Below are 19,739 nucleotides of genomic sequence, written 5' to 3'. Positions count from 1 at the left end.
TCATCTCCTCCCCTATTTCTCAATAAAGTCTAGCATAACCTTTAATGTTTGTTCTTCATTATCAATAAACACACTATGAGCCGCATTTTCAATAACTACAACATGGGCATTCTCCCCGATTTCTTTTGATGTTTCATCACTATACTCTTTTTTTACGATTACATCATATTCTCCCCATAATAACAATACAGGCATCTTTAGATTGTCTACTTCCCCTGTACCCGTGACCACACCATTATGAAGGTGAGATATATTAAAAATCTGAGTTGCCCATGCACAATCAGGATAATTTCTTACTGTAAAAATATCTTCTATGAGCTCTTTATAATAGTTTTCTTCAGGTTTTTTATAGTTAAACACAGCAGAATCCCAAATATTTTTCATTATTTCCCTATTCTCCGACCTCAACGCATACACTAGCGGTAAAACTTGTACCTTATCATTAAACACTTCTTCTTTTGTTTTCCAATATTCACCCGGTATCACTTTACCTTCTTCATCTTTTTTTGTAAATGGTATACCTTTGCAAGATGGTGAACTTACAAGAATCAATTTTTTTACTGAATCAGGGTGGTCAGCCGCTAGTTGCATAGAAATTACTCCGCCCATCGACCACCCTACAAGAATAAACTTTTTGATATTCATTTCTTGTGAAAAAAGCCATATATCTTCAGAAAAATCCCTCATTGTTTCAATAGGCTTGTTATATGAAGAGATTCCTGCTCCTCTTAAATCTACTGCATAAAGTTTAAAATTTTCAGGAAATCTTTGCATAAATTTTTCCCAATATTTTGATGAAACTAGATTACCATGAACAAAAATTATTGCGTCTTTTCCTCCTTCTCTTTCTCTGTAACCAATTTCCTCTCCATTTGGTAAAGCAATTTTTTTATATATTACTCTACACATAAATTTTAACCCCCTTTATTTTTAACATCTACAAAATATAATATTTTAATTTGTTTCCGAGGAAATAAACTGCTTGAAATATAATTTACTTTTGCTAAAAGCAATTCCTTTTCTCATTTTGACAATTGTGCATCTATCCAATCCATAGCTGATTTATCATATGCCAGCTCAAGGTGATTTAAATGGTATACGTCTTTCGCTAAAAGTTTTGCTCCTGATTTTGTCATTGCCGATGTATCAGTAGCACTTTTTACAAATACTAATCCATCACTGGGCCCTGTGGTCTCCCACGGAACACCATTTATATAATTATAATCTCCAGCCAACACAGCCATTTCTACAGAAGGATCTACAGGGGAATTCTGTAATGTATTAATAAGATTCCCACCTTCTTTAATTGCATAATCTATCCCATAGGAATAACTAGCAAATCCCCATCCTCCATAATAAGTTGTATACCAATCTTGCTGCGTTGTATTTAGAGGATATACACTATCCCATCTTGCTAACATCTGAAGTTGTCCTGGATAGGCACCACCTTCTGTATATATACTGTGATAGGTGGTATTATACCATAATCCATAAATCAACATATAAGTATAAGGAACAGGTCCAAATCCTCTAGTTGTTATTATACCCCATGCCATATTTGGATTCCTAAAAGTAAAGTCAATTCCACCATTTGGAGCTCCCAGCTGGATATATCTTCTCACATCTTTTCCAAAATCAACTCCCCATGATTTTTTGACATTTGATACGTACATTCTCGCAGACATATTGCCTTTACTATGTGCTATAATATCAACTTTACTTGCTCCTGTTACAGCCTTAACCTTCTGAATCGCATCAGCAAGAATCTCTCTTTGAATGTAATTGTCCCCATGAGGATGCGCAAATGTAACAGCAAAGACCTTATAACCTCTTTGCGAAAGATATTGCATCAAACCAGTAATCGAACCATCTCTTTTAGGATCTGCAAAAAAGTTTGCATCAGAACCAGCACCGTGAACAAGAATTACAGGATATGGCTTTGTGCCTGTATCCCAACCCGGTGCATAATGGAGCAAAAAATATTGCGAATTTGGTTGAGGATTGTTGTTAAATTCTTTGATGATTTCTGAATCCTTCTGTTGATTATCTGTTATGAATTTTTCTTGTCCTATGTTAGGATTGCTATCCCTTAAAAGTTCCACTTTAGTCCAGTATTTGGAGTCTGTAAATGTTTTTATTGGTGTTGGGTCAAAATATGATGTTGCTTTATAATGTCCTTGAAATAATAACAACGACATTATTACCAATAAAGGAAATACTCTTAGCTTCTTCATAAATTGTTCCTCCTTTCTTCATCGTCATTTTATCTTTAACATTCAAATATTACCATATCATAAGCTCTTTAGCCTTCTCTTTAAGTTCATCTCTAAATTTAGGATGAGCAATGTTTATTAAATTTCTGACTCTATCTCTTATTGACCGTCCTCTCATTTCTGCAATGCCATACTCTGTAACAATATAGTCTACATCATTTCTTGAAAGAGTCACTGCAGCACCCTCTGTCAGCACAGGAACTATTGTAGATATAGCATCGTTTTTTACTGATGAGTACAGTGCTATTATTGATTTTCCTCCTTTTGAAATTTGTGCCCCTACTGCCGTGTCTGCTTGTCCCCCCGTCCCACTGAATTGCCTTATACCCAGAGATTCTGAACAAACTTGACCTGTTAAATCTACTTGCAGTGCAGTATTTATAGATACCATTTTATAATTTTGGCCTATTACATATGGGTCATTGACAACTGCGCCTCTTTGAAATTCTATTCCCATATTATCATCTATAAAATCATACAGTTTCTTAGTACCAAGTGCAAATGTAGCTATAGATTTTCCTTTCCATAAGGTCTTTTTCTTATTGGTGATTACCCCAGCTTCAAATAAATCTACCATTCCTTCTGTAAACATCTCTGTGTGAATGCCAAGGTCTTTTTTATTTAAAAGTGCTTTTGCCACAGCATTAGGTATTCCACCTATTCCCAATTGAATCGTTGAGCCGTCCTCTACTAACTCAGCTATATAATTCCCTATTATTTTGTCTTTTTCGTTTGGTTCTACAATAGGAATTTCAGGAACAGGAGCATGATTTTCAACAATGAAGTCCACCTGGCTTATGTGGATTTGTGTATCACCATATGTCCTTGGGAGGTTTTCATTTACCTCTAAAACAACATAATCAGCGTTCTCAAGAATATCTTTTTCATAAGTAATACCTAAAGATAATGATAAATATCCATGTTTATCCATTGGAGTTGCTGTGCCTAGGAAAAACCTGGGTTTTCTATAGTGTAATCTTTTTGTTGAAGCTAAATGAAGATGATTGGGTATAAAAGATACTGTTCCATATTTATGTGCTTCCCTTAATCCTGCAGTATAAAACCATGATTCAGTAAGAAAATGCCCTTTCATTGATGGATTCATAAAAAATTCATAATCTTTCATTGGAAGACATACAACAACCGTTACATCTTCAACTCTATCTTTTATAGTATGGAGTTTACTTAAAATGCCTTGAGGCTCTGAAGCAGCCATAGCAGAAACAATTTCATCTCCACTGTTAATCTTTGATAAAATTTCTTCAACAGAAACTAACTTCTTTTTGTATAGTTCTTTATAATCCATGTTTAAAACCTCCTGTCATAAAATTTATGCCATAAAACTTATTCTATAGGTCCCCACTTTATTGTAATTGCATCCCATACATAACCTATCCCTGCACTTACCCATACTACTACATCACCATCTTTTATTTTTCCTTCTTCTAGTGCAAGTTGTGTTGAAAGTATCTGGTCGATCTGACCCATATGCCCATAGTTTTCTAAGTAAATCGATTTGTCAGGAGATAAGCCTAGTTCATTTAAAATAAATTCATGAGCAGACCTTTTCATGTGAAGTATCGCAAGATAGCCAATATCGGAAGGTGTATATCCGCTTTTCCTTAGAGATTCTTTAATCACACCTAAAAAATTAGGCATCGATTTTTCTTCAAGGCCTTTTTTCATATGTTCCATATTCAAAACATCTAATTTATATAGTCCTTTATCAATCATTTCATGGCTTACAGGATATTTTGTCCCTCCACCGACAACAGCAACATCTTCAGAAAAGGAACCATCTGTTATAATTGATGCCTCAAGTACAATGTTCCTATTATAATTTTTCTTAAGGAGAATTGCTCCTCCTCCTGCAGCAAGGTCATACATGAAGGATACGCGCGGATTCTTATAATCAATAAAGTCAACGTTTCTGTATCCACCAGCAATCATAACGGTATTAATATTATCATCTGCAACCATCATATCTTTCGCTATCTTCAAAGCTGCAACTGCTGTACCGCACCTTAACGCCATATCAAAAGCCCACGCATTTTCTGCTCCTATTTCGTATTGTAATTTGATACCAGATGTCCAAAGTAGATATTCTTTGTGTTCTTCGCCTATATATATAATGAGGTCTATTTCTTTTGGATCAACACCAGTTCTTCTCAAACAATCTTTCGCCGCTTGTATTCCCATATGACAAGTATGGTCTTCCGGACCCGGTATAGGCTTTCTTATAATCCCAAATTTGGTTTTTATAATTTCTTCAGGTATACCTGTTTCTTTTGCTATATCTTCAGCTGTCATATATGTCTCAGGAATGTAAAGTCCTGTTCCAACAATTCCTACGTTAATATTCTTTCTTTCCATTTTTCATCTCCTCCTATAGGTTTTGTTAAAAACTCTACAATTTTTTGATTCACTTCCTCTGCTTTTTCTATAAAAAACATGTGTCCTGCATTATCAAAAAATTCAACTTCTGAGTCCTCAATTTTTGAATGCAATAAAAGAGCATTTTCATAAGGTACGATTTTATCGTCTTTACCTGCCATTATTAAAGTAGGAGATTTAATCAAATGAACTCTTGATTCTTCATCAAATGCTAATCCAGCGTAAAATTGTCTTTTGTAAGCGTAAAATGGTTGCGGCTTTTCAAATTTCCATTTCACAATTTGTTCAAATTCATCTTTATGAGTAGAAAGATATTCATCGCTAAAACTTAAAGACATAGCAATTCGCAAATTTTCCAGTGCATTACCTGCACCTGTTCCATTTAACATAATGCTAAGAGTGGACAGTGGTATTGGCACGATATTTGGTCCTCCATAATGAGTAGAACATAATATCAACCTATCAACAAGAGCAGGGTATTCCAAAGCAAGTTCTTGTGCTATATAACCACCCATAGAAACCCCAAGTATGTGAACTTTTTTAAACCCAAGTTCTGTTACCAGAGCCGCTGTATCATCAGCGAACAACTTAATAGAATATTCCATATCAGGTTTATCAGAATCACCAACACCCCTCAAGTCAAAAACAATAACCTTAAAATACTTTTTTAACTCATATATCTGTTTAAACCACATCCATTTCGAACAACCAAGGCCTTCTATTAGTACAAGAGGTTGACCATTTCCGTGTATTTCATAATATAATTCAATATTATTAACTCTGACTTTTGCCATTTGGTAGCCTCCTATCATGAGGTTTTTAGAAAGGGCTTTTTAAAAAGCCCTTTCTAAAATATTAAAAAGTATCACTTAGGTTCAATGTAATCGGTAATTATCTCATAAGTATATTCATTTTCGTTTTTGTATATAGCCTTCATAAAGTACATTGCCCTTTGCGGACTATGGTCTGTCTCTGTATAGGTAAGTTTATAAGCAAGGCCGTCATTCCAATCTTTAAATGTCTCCATGGCTTTTATAAAACCATCCCAAGTAAGATTATCGCCAGCTCTTTTTAATCCTTCAACAAAAGTTTGAGCAGCAATCCATCCTGCAACATGATATCCTGAAGGTGTTTCATTAGGAAAATATTTTTTTATTGTATCAAGGAATAATTTAACTTTAGGTTCATTCTCAGTTTTACCATATATTGGGTAAGCCCACCCTGCAACTATTGCACCATTCCATGCATCCTTTGCAAGTTTAAACATTGTAAGGTCAGAAACCACATAGGAGGCAAGAAATTGCGGCTTATACCCAATTTCTTTTGCCTTGACAGCAATACCTGCAAGAGGTTTCGCGGTACCAAGAAGTATTACAACATCTCCATTAGCTTCTTTTGCCTTTAATACCGGTGTGCTAAAATCTACATCAGTTGTGTTAAAAGGAACAACAGCTTTCAAAAGGTCAGATTTCCCCAGCTTTTCAAGTTGTTCTTTTATAGCATTTAGGCCTTCTGTACCTTGTTCATCGTTTTGATAAATTATTACAATGTTTTTCGCATTTAAATTATCAACCGCATATTGTGCTAGCACATGTCCTTCTGTAGTATAATTAGGCTGTACAGGAAAATAATTTTTCTTGAAGGGAATTGCAAACTTGCTTGACCCTGAGCCCTGGTATACATCAGGAATTCCTTTTTGAACGATATAATCCATTGATGCAAGCAATCCTGGAGTCCCAAGCGTACCTACAAGAGCAAATACTTTATCTTGTTCAACTAATTCCTGAGTTTTTTGTACTGTTACAGCAGGGTTAAATTGATCATCTTTGTATATCAGTTCTATTTTCCTGCCATTTACTCCTCCCTGGTCGTTAATGTAATTAAAATAAGCTTGCATACCATGGAGCATTGGTGTGCCAATTACTGCTACTGGTCCTGTCAACGCCAGTGTTGTACCTACTTTTACTGTTGTATCTGTCACTCCTTGAGCCAGTTCTTTTTTTGTTTGTTCTTTTTGTGAAGCCGGGGTACTTGGCTGTTCATTATTTTTGTTTCCACAACCTGTTAAAATAATCCCTAATGTAAATATTAAAGCAAATGCTATTACAAACAATTTTTTAATAAACTTTTTCCCCATAATTATCCTCCTCTTATTATTTTTAATTTACATTCGACCCTGGGCTTTTACCTCCAAGATAAGTTACTTTCACCTCCTCATTATTTTTTAAATCTTCTGCTTTTCCTTCCATTACTACTAATCCAGTTTGCAAAATATAAGCATAATTAGCTATTGCTAATGCCTGTCTGGCATTTTGCTCCACTAAAAGTACTGTTACCCCTTCTTGATTAATTTCTTTAATAATTTCAAATATTTCCTTAACTACACGTGGTGCAAGTCCTAATGAAGGTTCATCAAGCATTAACAATTTTGGCTTTGCCATCAATGCCCTTGCTATTGCGAGCATTTGTTGCTCTCCACCACTTAAAGTACCAGCAATTTGATTTTGTCTTTCTCTAAGCCGTGGAAAATAATGATAAATCCTATCAAGGTCTTTTGAAATATTATTTTTGTCCTTTCTGGTATAAGCACCTATTTTTAAATTTTCTAAAACGGATAAACCAGGGAAAATTTCTCTTCCTTCAGGAGATTGTACAATACCCTTAGATACAATTAATTCGGGAGGTTTGCCATCTATTCTTTCTCCCATAAACTCTATTTTCCCACGGTCAGGTTTTAAAAGCCCTGATATAGTTCTAAGTATTGTGGTTTTTCCTGCACCATTGGCACCTAAAATTGCAACAATATCTCCTTCTTTTATTTCAATTGTTATGCCTTTTAGCACTTTAACGTATCCGTAGGAAGATTCTATATCAATAAGGCTAAGCAATCTCTTCACCCCCCAGATATGCTTCGATGACAGCAGGATCAGATTTTACTTTTTCTGGTATACCTTCGCATATTTTTTTGCCAAAATTCATTACACAAATATTCTCACATATATTCATGACAAGAGACATGTCATGTTCTACTAAAAGTATTGTAATACCAAGCTCATCTCGCAATTTTAATATTAATTCAGCTAATTCATCTGTTTCACTGTGATTCATACCTGCAGCAGGTTCATCTAACATGATTAGTCGTGGTTGAGATACAAGTGCTCTTCCTATTTCTACTAGCTTTTGTATTCCATAAGGTTGTGCCGATGCATATTCATGTGCTTTGTCTTCTATATTGAGAATTTTAAGTATTTCCATAGCTTCCTCCCTAATTCTTCTCTCTTCTTTTCTTACAGAAGAGAGCATAAAAGCAGCGGATAATATGTTCTCTCTTGTAAATGCAACTTGACCAACAAGCAAATTTTCTAATACAGTCATATGCTTAAAGAGTTCTACATTTTGAAAAGTTCTAGATATCCCTGCTCTTATTATTTCATGAGGTTTAAGCTTTGTAATTTCCTTACCCTCAAAAATAATTCTGCCGGAGGTAGGATTGTAAAACCTTGATACGCAATTAAAAACAGTTGTTTTCCCAGCACCATTAGGACCTATAAGACCATAGATTTCACCCTTTTTAACACTAAAACTGAGAGAATCAACAGCTTTCAAACCTCCAAATTCCATAGTTAAATTGTCAACTATTAAATGTTCCATGCATTATCCCTCACTTCTCTATCTTAACTACGATTTTTTCTTGGTGCTTCGCAAATAATTTCTCAAATTTATCTTTTAGTCTAGCTCCCGCATATGCTATACCGTTTGGATAAAAGATTACGACGGCTATTATAATTGCACCTGTAATAATTTGCGATAAACTTTTTATGGGTAAATTGGAGGTAATCTGTGGAAGCCACGTCATAATTATTGCCCCAATTATGGACCCACTTATTGTTCCTATCCCGCCTATAACAATCATTGCAAGAAAATTAAGAGACATCCCTATGCTGAATGCATAATCATAAGGAGTCATAAAACCAAGCAGGTGAGCATAAAGGCTTCCTGCAATTCCTGTATAAAATGCGCTTAATCCAAAAGCTAATGTTTTATAATACGAAACATTTATTCCCATTGCCTTTGCAGCAATTTCACTGTCTCTCATAGCCATTAGGCTTCTGCCCACTTTTGTCCTTATAATATTCCAAGTCAATATTACAAGAACAATAGTTAAAATTAAGATAATATAGTAATAACTTAGATACGAATTAAACTTAAAACCAAATAATTCAGGTTTCAATGGTTTTATACCTGAAAAACCACCAGTAAAACTTGTCCATATAGCAAAAATTTGTGTTACAGCTACACCAAATCCAAGAGTAGCTATCGCTAAATAATTCCCTTCCAACTTCAGTGCAGGAAGTCCTAAAAGAATCCCCACAATACCTGTTATTAAACCTGATAATATAAGTGCTATAAAAAATGGCACATGAAGTGTAAGTGTTAAATATGCTGAAGTATAAGCACCAACAGCCAAAAAAGCACCATGTCCCAAGGATATCTGTCCTGCATAACCCATTAGAAGATTAAGGCCTATTGCGACAATTGCATATATAAGCGACAAATCTAAAAGATACTGAAGGCTACCCGGTAAATTTAATATAGGTGGAATTAATGTAGCAATTAAAATTAGAACTATCCATGAGATGTATTTTTTTGCATTCATTTTTACACCTTCTTTCCCACTTTTTGGCCAACAAGTCCCGTAGGCTTAATCCATAGCATTATAACTATAAGAGCAAACGCAAATGTCGAACTCAGTTGCGCAGAAATATAGCCACTTGCAATGTTTTCTAACACTCCAAGTATTAACCCTCCTACTACAGGCCCCACAAAAGTTGTAAATCCTCCTAAAACTGCAGCAGTAAATGCCTTTAGCAACACAGAAGACATCATATTTACATCAAGAAATGTAGTTGGGGCTATGAACATACCTGCAATTGCACCAAGTATAGAACTTACAACCCAAGTAATAGAATAAACATGATTAACAGCAATACCCATTAACCTTGCAATAGTTGGATTTTCTGATGTAGCCCTTATAGCAATTCCAGCAAGAGTATATTTCAACATATAAAACAAAATTCCCATTATAAATACTGTAATAACTAATGTCAAAAGATTTGACTTTGATATCACTGCACCAAAAATTTTTAATTCCCCCCCGACAATTGCTGGAAAACTATGAGTCTCAAAACCAAATGCCCATCCTGCTATACCATTTACAATCATCATAAGACCTAATGTCACAATTAAAAGACTTAAAACTGGAGCATTTTGTATAGGTCTTATGAAAAATCTTTCTACGATAAATCCTAAAACTGACGCAAACAAAAGTGCCAATATAAAAGCTTCCCAATAAGACATACCATAGGATGTCATAGTTGTATATGCAATAAAAGTAGAAAACATCGCCATTTCGCCCTGTGCGAAATTTACTACATCAGAAGTTTTGTATATCAATACGAGACCTAATGCTGCTAATGCATATAATCCACCTGTAGCAAAACCGCTTATTAATTGTTGCAATAACATGTACTAACCTCCCATTCCAATAATTTCTGCTTACTCCTTTGGTGCAAGTACTGTCGCCATGCCCTCCAGTACAACTTCGTTATTTTGATTTGTACATATTGTTTTTAATATAACTCGATTTTTTTCAGGGATGATTTCTACTACTTCTACCTCAGCTTTGATTGTATCGCCAATCCTTACAGGTTTTGTAAACTTCAATTCTTGACCAAGATAAATAGTTCCCGGTCCTGGTAACTTAGTACCCAAAACAGCAGAAATTAACCCCGCTGTCAACATTCCGTGAGCTATCCTTCCCTTAAACATCGTTTTTTCAGATGCTACCTGATTAATATGGGCAGGATTAAAATCACCTGTAATCCCAGCATATAAATATACATCTGTTTCTGTAATTGTTTTCTCAAAATAGTCTTTGTCACCAATTTTTAATTCATTAATCGTTTTCCCCATAATGCTACTCCTTTCAGTTGTTTTTCTCTAAATAGTAAAAGCAAAAAAAGTGCCAACTATTAATTTTGCTTAAAAATTTTTAGAAAATAAGCAGTCAAATGTGGATTTTTTAAATGTCCACCCTTTAAATTAAAAATTCTCTTGTTGCTTTTAAAGACATTACAAAATACAATTTTTTATTGATAAATGTCTCACAATAATACAAAAAAACGCAAGAGATATGTCTCCTGCGTTTTCAAAATTTGTAGCTTTTCGCTACACAGTATCATTTTACTTCATTATCTTCGAGAATATTAAACTTTTTTAGCTTCCGATAAAGTCTTGACCTTGGTATTTTTAATATTTCTGCTGCTTGTGATTTATTATAGTTACACTCTTTTAAAGTCTCAAGGATTATCTTCTCTTCAAATTCTTCAAGCATTTGCTGAAGTCCCGACCCTTTCTTCCTTATGGGTATCTCTTTGTTTAGAATATAAAGAGGAATGTCTGTTTTCCTAATTGTATCACCTTCCGAATTGACAACCATTCGCTCAACTGCATTTCTAAGTTCCCTTATGTTACCTGGCCAATCATATTTCTCCAAAATATCATACACTTCCTTAGAAATTTTTTTGTATATTCCAGAATTCTGAGCCAAAAGGTACAAAAAATGATCTATCAAAAGTGGAATATCTCCTTTTCTTTCACGCAATGGTGGAACATTAAGCATTAATACATTTATCCTGTAAAACAAATCACTCCTAAATTTGCCTTCTTTAATAAGTTTTGTAAGGTCTTTGTTTGTCGCTGATATTACGCGTACATCAACTCTAATAGGTTCTTTGCCACCTACTCTTTCGATTTCTCCTTCTTGAAGCACTCTTAAAAGTTTTGCTTGCATTGTATACGGCATATCACCTATTTCATCTAAAAAGATAGTACCATGATTTGCAAGCTCGAACTTACCTATTTTACCGCCTTTTTGAGCTCCTGTAAAAGCGCCTTCTTCATAACCAAATAGCTCTGATTCCATTAACTGCTCTGGTATAGCAGCACAATTTACAGTTACAAAGGGATAATCTCTTCTGCTACTTGAATTGTGGATTGCCTGAGCAAAAAGTTCTTTCCCTACCCCACTTTCTCCATATATAAGAATATTGGAATCCATACTAGCCATTTTTATAGCTTTTTTCTTACACTCAATTATTGCATCACTTTTTCCAACAATATTCTCCCATGAATACCTGGCACCACGAATTTTTCTTAATGTTTTTTTATAGTGATTAAGTTCAGTCTCTAAAAGCCTGTTTTTTTCTATGAGTTTTCTAAGTTCATTTAAATCCTCAAACAAAATCATTCCAAAACCGCCAATAACCTCGTCGCCATCTTTTATCGCAATTCTATGCACAATAGCTTCTTTTCCATTGGCAAACTTATGTCTATAGGCAATCTCGTTCTGTCCTGTTTTCAAAACAAGAGGAAATCGCGAGTTTCGATCAACGTCCAATACGTATCTGTTAATAACTTTTTCTTTTTCCAAGCCTAAAAAATCTAAAAACGTTTTATTCATCATTCTTATATTACCTTCTGCATCAAGTATATCAAAAGCAATTGGCAGTTTGTCAAAAACACTTTCAAATAAAAATTCCATTTTTTCACTAAACAAAAACGACTTGCCAACATTCTTGCCCATCTTTTCTCTCCCCTTAATATTAAAAAGAAGGGATGTATCATTTTAGGACATCCTTTGATATTTATTATATATGTAATCGTTATTAAAAGTCAATAACCCCCGGCATAAACCGAGGGCCATTATTTTCTCTATTTACTTTACATTTCTATAATCATTGATATGCCCATACCACCGCCTATGCAAAGTGTCGCAAGCCCAAGATGGGAACCTCTCTTCTTCATTTCATAAAGCAGTGTCACTAAAATCCTAGCTCCGCTTGCACCAATAGGATGGCCTAAAGCTATTGCACCACCGTTGACATTTACTTTATTCATGTTAAATTTAAGTTCTTTTGCAACTGCTAACGCTTGTGCTGCAAAGGCTTCATTAGCTTCTATAAGGTCAATGTCTTCAATTTTTAAGCCTGCTTTATCAAGAGCCTTCCTTGTAGAATAAATAGGACCTAATCCCATAACACTTGGATCAACACCTGCATAAGCATAAGACTTAATTGTAGCAAGTGGAGTAATTCCTAACTCTTTTGCTTTGTCTTTTGACATAACAACCACAGCAGCTGCTCCATCGTTTATGCCAGATGCATTTCCTGCTGTAACTGTTCCATTCGGTTTAAACGCAGGTTTTAATTTAGAAAGAGCCTCTAATGTTGTACCAGGTCTATAATGTTCATCCGTTTTAAATTCTATGGGATCGCCTTTTTTCTGAGGAATTAAAACAGGTACAATTTCATCGTTAAACCTTCCTGATGTAATCGCAGCTTCTGCAAGCTTTTGGCTTCTTAGCGCAAATTCGTCTTGCTCTTCCCTTGTAATTCCATATCTTTCAGCAACATTTTCAGCTGTTATACCCATAAGATATTGATTAAACACATCGGTTAAACCGTCGTATACCATAGAATCCACTATTTTACCATCGTTCATTCTATAGCCAAATCGAGCTTCATTTAAAAGATATGGCGCTCTTGACATATTTTCCATTCCACCAGCAACAACTATTTCTGCATCTCCTGTCATAATAGCCTGTGCTGCCATTGCTACAGTTCTAAGTCCTGATCCACAAACCATATTAATTGTTGCAGATGTTACTTCAACTGGAATTCCTGCTTTCACTGCCGACTGCCTTGCTGGGTTTTGTCCTAGTCCTGCTTGTATTACATTTCCCATAAGCACTTCATCCACTTGTTCAGGAGCAATGTTTGCCCTTTTCAAAGCCTCTTTTATAACAATTGCTCCTAAGTCTACAACAGGAATACCGGCCAAACTACCTCCAAATTTTCCTATTGCAGTTCTCGCACCACTTACAATTACAACTTCTCTCATACAAATCAATCCTCCTTACGGGTTTAACTTTTCCTTTAACTTCTGGGCTACTATTTCAGGCACAAATTTAGAAAAACCCCCTCTGAACTGAGCAATTTCTTTTACTGCACTAGAACTAAAATAACTGTATTGCTCATTTGTCATTAAAAAAACTGTCTCAATTGAAGGATCTAATTTTTTATTAATTAAAGCCATTTGAAATTCATACTCAAAGTCAGAAATCATCCTTAAACCTCTTATTATAACATCAGCTTTTACTTTTTTTGCATAATCTACTAATAAGCCATCAAAGTAATCTATTTGGACATTAGGAATATTTTTTGTTGTAACTTTTAAAAGTTCAATTCTTTCTTCTATTGAAAATAAAGGCTTTTTGATTGGATTTAAAAGTACAGCGACAATTAATTTGTCAAATAAAAGTGCTCCTCTTTTTATAATATCTATATGGCCATATGTAACTGGATCAAAACTTCCTGGATAAATTGCTGTTTTCATGTCAATTCTTTCCTTTTTAGATTATATTCGTTATTTATATTCAAAAAATCCTTTCCCTGTTTTTCTTCCCAAAAGTCCTGCTCTAACCATTTTTCTCAAAAGCGGATGGGGTCTGTATTTTGAATCATTAAATTCTGAATAAAGTGTATCCATTATTGCAAGAACTACGTCATTGCCTATAAGGTCAGAAAGAGCAAGAGGTCCTATGGGATGGTTTGCTCCTAATTTCATCGCTTCATCTATGTCAGATGCAGAAGCTACTCCATCAGCTAAAACTCCTATAGCTTCATTTATCATGGGAATTAAAATCCTGTTTACCACAAAACCAGGAGCTTCATTGACTTCAACAGGAGTCTTACCAAGCTTTTGCGCCAGCTCTTTTACTGTATTAAAAGTCTCTTCAGAAGTCTTCATGCCTTTTATAACTTCTACTAATTTCATGACAGGCACAGGGTTAAAAAAGTGCATTCCGATAACTTTTTCAGGCCTTGCTGTGCTACTTGCTATTTCTGTTATTGAAAGAGAAGAAGTGTTTGTTGCAAGTATTGTACCTTCTTTGCATACGTTATCAAGCTCTTTAAAAATTTGTTTTTTAATCTCCATGTTTTCTATAGCTGCTTCAATAACAAAGTCAACATCTTTCGCCTCATTAATGTCAACAGTGCCTTTTATTCTTCCTAAAACTTTATTTTTTTCTTCTTCTGTAATTTTGCCTTTTTCAACACTTCTTTTGAGATTGTTTTCAATTACTCCTAAACCTCTTTCTACAAACTTGATATCTACATCTCTTATTATGACATCGAAACCATTTTCTGCAAATACCTGGGCTATTCCCGAACCCATTGTACCTGCACCGACTACAAATATTTTTTGCATTTTAAAACACCCCTTCTAAATTTATTTATAAGAGGGTCAGCTGCCAAAAGGTCAGCCGCCCTCTTTTTTATATATGCAAAATTCATGCCATCTCGTTATTTTTAATCCTCTTTATTTCCTCTATCAATGCCGGTATTACTTTAAATAAATCTCCAACTATTCCATAATCAGCTACTTTAAAAATAGGTGCATCAGGATTTTTATTTATGGCAACTATCGTTTTTGCATTTCCCATGCCTGCAATATGCTGTATCGCCCCACTAATTCCACAAGCTATATAAAGCTTTGGCCTTACGGTTTTACCTGTCTGCCCCACTTGGTGGTCAGAGGAAATCCATCCTGCATCAACTGCAGCACGAGAAGCTCCTACCACTCCTCCTAAAGCATCAGCTAATTGCTGAATTAGCTTAAATCCTTCTGCTCCTCCTACCCCCCTTCCTCCAGAAACAATAATATCTGCCTCTTCTATATTTACTTTACTCTTCGCTTCTTTTATTATATCAAATATTTGGGTCCTTATGTCACCCTCTTTAATATTTGCCTGTATTTCTATGATTTCTCCTTTGCGCTTTCCGTCTTTTGGAGCTTTTTTCATAACTCCAGGCCTCACAGTCGCCATCTGAGGCCTTCTTTCTGGACATATTATTGTGGCAATGAGATTGCCTCCAAAAGCAGGACGTATTTGTAAAAGCAATCCATTTTCATCTATATCAAGTCCCGTACAGTCTGCTGTAAGGCCAGTGTGCAATCGTGAAGCAATTCTTGGTGCAAGGTCTCTTCCTATATATGTGGCTCCATACAAAATCGCTTCTGGCTTTAACTCATTTACAAGGTCTGCAATGACTTTTGCATAGCCTTCTGTCGTATAGTTTTTAAGAAGGGGATTATCTATTACATACACTACATCAGCACCATATTTGATTAATTCATCTGCCAGCCCTTTCACACCATATCCAATTAACACTGCACAAGCTTTTACACCTTTTTTATCAGCAAGTTTTCTCGCTTCTCCTAATATCTCTAAAGATACATTCATTAATCTTTGCTCTCTTTGCTCGGCGAACACCCATATATCTTTGTATTCATTCATTTTTTCCAGCCTCCTTCATATAACATGCTTTTCAACTAATCTTTGGACAAGGTTTTGCACACATTCCTTTACATTGCCTGTAAAAATTTCTCCTGCCCTTTGTGTCTCTGGAGTAGTTGTGGAAATAACTTTTGTAGGAGACCCTTTAAGTCCAACTTCTTGAGGATCTACTCCTAAATCTGCAGCAGTCACAATTTTAACTTCTTTTTCTCTATACGCTTCAAATATTCCCTTTATAGAAGGATACCTTGGAGTATTAAGCTCTTTAATCGCTGTTAAAAGCACAGGCATTTTGACTTTTATGACTTCATATCCGTCTTCAAGTGCTCTTTTTACGATAAGTGTATCACCTTCAATTTCTACTTCTTTAACATATGTCACTTGAGGAATATTAAGCTGTTCAGCCAATTGGGGGCCTACCTGCGCAGTATCCCCATCTATAGCTTGTCTACCACAGAATATTATGTCATAGTCAAATTTTTTAGCCATCTTTGACAAAGTTTTGGCAGTTGCATAAGTATCAGCACCCGCAAATACTCTATCAGTCAAAAGATATGCCTCATCGGCACCCATAGCCAGTGCCTCTCTTAACGCAGTTTCAGCCTGTGGAGGTCCCATTGTTATGACAATAACTTTTGCTCCATATTCTTCTTTAATTCTTATAGCTTCTTCTAAAGCATTTTTATCATCTGGATTTATTATGCTGGGAACCCCTTCTCTTATAAGGGTTTTTGTAACTGGATCTATCTTGACTTCGTTAGTGTCAGGCACTTGTTTTATAAACACAAGTATATTCATGGCAATTCCTCCTTACATCTTTAATAAATTCGAGGCTATGACCATCTTTTGAACTTCTGAAGTACCTTCATATATTTCTGTTATCTTTGCGTCTCTCATTAATCTCTCAACTGGATAATCTTTTGTATAGCCGTATCCACCAAAAATTTGTACTGCCTTTGGAGTAACTTCCATGGCTGTCTCAGAAGCAAAAAGCTTTGCCATAGCAGCTTCCATCGTATAACTTAAATTGTTTTGTTTTCTCCATGCAGCGTAGTAAACAAGATGTCTAGCTGCACTTACTTTTGTAGCCATTTCAGCAATATACCACTGTAAGCCCTGAAATTTCCCTATAGGCCTTCCAAATTGTTGCCTCTCTTTCACATATTTTGTGACCTCGTCTAACGCAGCCTGAGCTATTCCTAAGGCTTGAGCGCCAATACCTATTCTTCCGCCGTCCAAAGTCACCATTGCTATCTTAAACCCTTCTCCTTCTTTGCCAAGTAGGTTTTCTTTAGGCACTACACAGTCTTCAAATACCAATTCTGCTGCCCTCGAGCCTCTTATGCCCATTTTTTCTTCTACTTTTCCTATATAAAAACCGGGAAAATCTTTTTCTATAATAAAAGCACTTATTCCTTTAGTACCTTTAGATTTATCGGTCATAGCAAAAACTATATATACATCTGCCTTTCCGCCGTTGGTTATAAAAATCTTAGAGCCGTTTAAAATGTAATGATCTCCTTCTAATACTGCTGTCGTTTGCTGAGCTGCTGCATCAGTTCCAGCATTAGGCTCTGTAAGCGCAAAAGCCCCTAACTTTTCTCCTTTTGCCAATGGTATTAAGTATTTCTCTTTTTGCTCTTTTGTTCCCCACTGGAAAATAGGAAAACATGCCAATGATGTATGAGCAGACAATATTACGCCTGTCGCCGCACAAGCGCGAGATATCTCTTCCACTGCTATAATATAACTTATATAATCTCCTCCTGCTCCTCCATATTCCTTTGGATATGGAATTCCCATCATATCAGCTTTCGCCATTTTTTTGACATTATCCCAAGGAAATTCACCCGTTAAATCAATTTCCTTTGCTTTAGGTGCAATCTCTTTTTCAGCAAATTCTCTTACTATTTTCCTTACCATCTGTTGTTCTTTCGTCAATGAAAAATCCATTAAAATTCCTCCTTTTTTTGATATTTTTTTAACACTTAAGATTACAGATAAAGGGTTATCACCCTTTATCACCACGTATCACTTATCCACAAATTTAGGAGCTCTTTTTTCTAAAAAAGCTGCCATACCTTCTTTTTGGTCCTCTGTAGCAAAACAAACAGCAAAAGCCTTTGCTTCATAACTCATACCTGTTTCAATATCTGCATTAATCCCTATATTTATAGCTTCTTTTGCAAGCCTTACAGCAATCATCCCCTTTGACATTATCTTTTTCGCAATGTTATAAGCTTCTTCCAATAGTTTTTCTTGCTCTACTACTTTTGAAACAAGTCCTATTCTTAAAGCTTCTTCAGCATCTATCATGTCCCCTGTGTAAATAAGCTCCTTCGCTTTTGACACTCCTACAATTCGAGGTAGTCTTTGTGTGCCTCCAAATCCCGGTATAATACCAAGTCCCACCTCTGGCTGCCCAAATTTTGCATTGTGACTTGCAATCCTTATGTCACAAGCCATTGCCAGTTCACAACCTCCTCCAAGAGCGTAACCATTAACAGCAGCAATAACAGGCTTTTTCATAAGTTCAATCTTTCTAAACACTTTTTGGCCAAACTCAGCAAATTCTTTTGCTTTAAGTGGATTCATATCCTTCATTCATTTCAGAAATGTCCGCTCCCGCTACAAAAGCTTTTTCTCCTGCTCCTGTTATTATTACTACTTTCACCTCCTCATTTTCCTTAACTTCTTCTAAAGCCTGGTCTATTTCTTTAAGAGTTTCTAAATTCAACGCATTCAAAGATTTAGGTCTGTCAATAGCAATGAGGGAAACGCCTTCATTTAGTTCTAGCTTAATATTTTTAAATTCCATAAAAAACCCTCCTTCTTGTTTTATCATTAAAATTTAAAAGCAAAATTCATGCCAAAATTAAAATAGATGGATAGAAAATTTACACTACCCATCTATTTTAGCAGTTTCTCCTTTTAACTTTTTAAAGAGCTCTTCTTCATTTAATCTATATGATACAGTAAATAAACTATCACTTAAATGAACATTTTCTAAAATTACATCATCAGGTACCTTTAAATCTATTGGCGAGAAATTCCAAATCGCCTTAATTCCCGCTCTCACCAGTCTGTCAGCAGTATATTGAGCATTATCCTTGGGAATACATAAAATACCTATGTCGATTTTATTACGGGCTATAAAATCTTCTACTGTTTCTATGTCCATCACTTCAACATCTCTAATTTTAAGCCCAAATAAACGAGGATTAATATCAAAAATCCCCTTTAAATTAAAGCCAGATTTTTCAAAGCTAGTATAATTGGCAATCGCTTGACCAAGATTTCCTGCTCCTATGATGATAGTATTATAAGTTTTATCAAGGCCTAAAATCTTAGTCAAATTATTATAAAGCTCTTCTACATTATAGCCATATCCCTGCTGTCCAAAACCGCCAAAATTATTTAAATCTTGTCTAATTTGAGAAGCAGTAACTCCCATCCTTTCGCTTAATTCTCTAGAAGAAATACGCTTTACATCGTTTTTAAGAAGTTCTTCAAGATATCTATGATATCTTGGGAGCCTTCTTATTACAGCCATTGATACTATAGTCTTTTTGCTCACTGTCCTCACCTCATTCTACTATGTAATTGAATTATATAATATTGTAAATTTTTTGTCAACGTAATAAAAACAT

General features: G+C 35.2%; 19 protein-coding genes and 1 pseudogene. All 20 read right to left on the bottom strand.

Going from position 1 to position 19,739, the window contains the following annotated elements; all coding sequences use genetic code 11:
• Window positions 1-12: 12 nt before the first annotated feature.
• Window positions 13-909: an alpha/beta hydrolase gene (locus M663_RS0109145; protein ID WP_029688695.1), complete on the bottom strand. Its 897-nt coding sequence runs from the start codon at window positions 907-909 to the stop codon at window positions 13-15.
• 113 nt (window positions 910-1,022) lie between these two features.
• Window positions 1,023-2,234 carry an acetyltransferase gene (locus tag M663_RS0109140; RefSeq protein ID WP_029688694.1) on the bottom strand — a complete coding sequence of 404 codons (1,212 nt, stop codon included), beginning with the start codon at window positions 2,232-2,234 and terminating at the stop codon, window positions 1,023-1,025.
• Between the two features lie 49 nt (window positions 2,235-2,283).
• Window positions 2,284-3,579 carry an acetyl-CoA hydrolase/transferase C-terminal domain-containing protein gene (locus tag M663_RS0109135; RefSeq protein ID WP_019907412.1) on the bottom strand — a complete coding sequence of 432 codons (1,296 nt, stop codon included), beginning with the start codon at window positions 3,577-3,579 and terminating at the stop codon, window positions 2,284-2,286.
• A 38-nt stretch (window positions 3,580-3,617) separates the two neighbouring features.
• Window positions 3,618-4,646 carry a 3-oxoacyl-ACP synthase gene (locus M663_RS0109130; protein WP_029688693.1) on the bottom strand — a complete coding sequence of 343 codons (1,029 nt, stop codon included), beginning with the start codon at window positions 4,644-4,646 and terminating at the stop codon, window positions 3,618-3,620.
• On the bottom strand, window positions 4,622-5,461 hold the full coding sequence (locus M663_RS0109125; RefSeq protein WP_029688692.1) for an alpha/beta hydrolase: 840 nt from the start codon (window positions 5,459-5,461) through the stop codon (window positions 4,622-4,624). The genes M663_RS0109130 and M663_RS0109125 overlap by 25 nt, the downstream gene beginning before the upstream one ends.
• Window positions 5,462-5,532: 71 nt before the next feature.
• Window positions 5,533-6,804: an ABC transporter substrate-binding protein gene (locus M663_RS0109120; RefSeq protein ID WP_004400758.1), complete on the bottom strand. Its 1,272-nt coding sequence runs from the start codon at window positions 6,802-6,804 to the stop codon at window positions 5,533-5,535.
• A gap of 22 nt (window positions 6,805-6,826) precedes the next feature.
• Window positions 6,827-7,555, bottom strand: coding sequence for an ABC transporter ATP-binding protein (locus M663_RS0109115; RefSeq protein WP_029688691.1), 729 nt, complete (start codon window positions 7,553-7,555; stop codon window positions 6,827-6,829).
• Complete coding sequence (locus M663_RS0109110) at window positions 7,548-8,318, bottom strand: ABC transporter ATP-binding protein (RefSeq protein WP_004400762.1); 771 nt, start codon at window positions 8,316-8,318, stop codon at window positions 7,548-7,550. Before M663_RS0109110 ends, M663_RS0109115 begins: the two co-directional genes overlap by 8 nt.
• A 10-nt stretch (window positions 8,319-8,328) precedes the next feature.
• Window positions 8,329-9,324: a branched-chain amino acid ABC transporter permease gene (locus tag M663_RS0109105; protein ID WP_004400765.1), complete on the bottom strand. Its 996-nt coding sequence runs from the start codon at window positions 9,322-9,324 to the stop codon at window positions 8,329-8,331.
• Window positions 9,325-9,326: 2 nt separating this feature from the next.
• Window positions 9,327-10,193: a branched-chain amino acid ABC transporter permease gene (locus M663_RS0109100; RefSeq protein WP_004400767.1), complete on the bottom strand. Its 867-nt coding sequence runs from the start codon at window positions 10,191-10,193 to the stop codon at window positions 9,327-9,329.
• 30 nt (window positions 10,194-10,223) lie between these two features.
• Window positions 10,224-10,640 (bottom strand): MaoC family dehydratase, encoded by a 417-nt coding sequence (locus tag M663_RS0109095; RefSeq protein ID WP_029688690.1) that lies wholly within the window; start codon window positions 10,638-10,640, stop codon window positions 10,224-10,226.
• Window positions 10,641-10,905: 265 nt separating this feature from the next.
• Complete coding sequence (locus M663_RS0109090; protein ID WP_019907411.1) at window positions 10,906-12,312, bottom strand: sigma-54-dependent Fis family transcriptional regulator; 1,407 nt, start codon at window positions 12,310-12,312, stop codon at window positions 10,906-10,908.
• 137 nt (window positions 12,313-12,449) lie between these two features.
• Window positions 12,450-13,628, bottom strand: a complete 1,179-nt coding sequence (locus M663_RS0109085) for an acetyl-CoA C-acetyltransferase (RefSeq protein WP_029688689.1) — start codon at window positions 13,626-13,628, stop codon at window positions 12,450-12,452.
• A 15-nt stretch (window positions 13,629-13,643) separates the two neighbouring features.
• The gene (coaD, locus tag M663_RS0109080) at window positions 13,644-14,123 is read right to left on the bottom strand and encodes a pantetheine-phosphate adenylyltransferase (protein ID WP_029688688.1); all 480 of its coding nucleotides are present in this window, start codon (window positions 14,121-14,123) and stop codon (window positions 13,644-13,646) included.
• A 30-nt stretch (window positions 14,124-14,153) separates the two neighbouring features.
• Window positions 14,154-14,999: a 3-hydroxybutyryl-CoA dehydrogenase gene (locus M663_RS0109075; protein WP_029688687.1), complete on the bottom strand. Its 846-nt coding sequence runs from the start codon at window positions 14,997-14,999 to the stop codon at window positions 14,154-14,156.
• A gap of 82 nt (window positions 15,000-15,081) precedes the next feature.
• Entirely contained in the window at window positions 15,082-16,089 is a 1,008-nt protein-coding gene (locus tag M663_RS0109065) for an electron transfer flavoprotein subunit alpha/FixB family protein (RefSeq protein ID WP_029688686.1), read from the bottom strand.
• Window positions 16,090-16,104: 15 nt separating this feature from the next.
• Window positions 16,105-16,887: an electron transfer flavoprotein subunit beta/FixA family protein gene (locus tag M663_RS0109060; RefSeq protein WP_004400786.1), complete on the bottom strand. Its 783-nt coding sequence runs from the start codon at window positions 16,885-16,887 to the stop codon at window positions 16,105-16,107.
• A gap of 12 nt (window positions 16,888-16,899) precedes the next feature.
• On the bottom strand, window positions 16,900-18,042 hold the full coding sequence (locus M663_RS0109055) for an acyl-CoA dehydrogenase (RefSeq protein ID WP_029688685.1): 1,143 nt from the start codon (window positions 18,040-18,042) through the stop codon (window positions 16,900-16,902).
• Window positions 18,043-18,120: 78 nt separating this feature from the next.
• Window positions 18,121-18,907, bottom strand: a pseudogene (locus M663_RS14715) (short-chain-enoyl-CoA hydratase).
• Between the two features lie 84 nt (window positions 18,908-18,991).
• On the bottom strand, window positions 18,992-19,666 hold the full coding sequence (locus M663_RS0109045) for a redox-sensing transcriptional repressor Rex (protein WP_029688684.1): 675 nt from the start codon (window positions 19,664-19,666) through the stop codon (window positions 18,992-18,994).
• Between the last annotated feature and the right edge of the window lie 73 nt (window positions 19,667-19,739).

Source organism: Thermoanaerobacter sp. A7A, assembly GCF_000445185.1.
Classification (GTDB): domain Bacteria; phylum Bacillota; class Thermoanaerobacteria; order Thermoanaerobacterales; family Thermoanaerobacteraceae; genus Thermoanaerobacter.
This window is presented reverse-complemented; position numbering and strand designations above follow the sequence as displayed.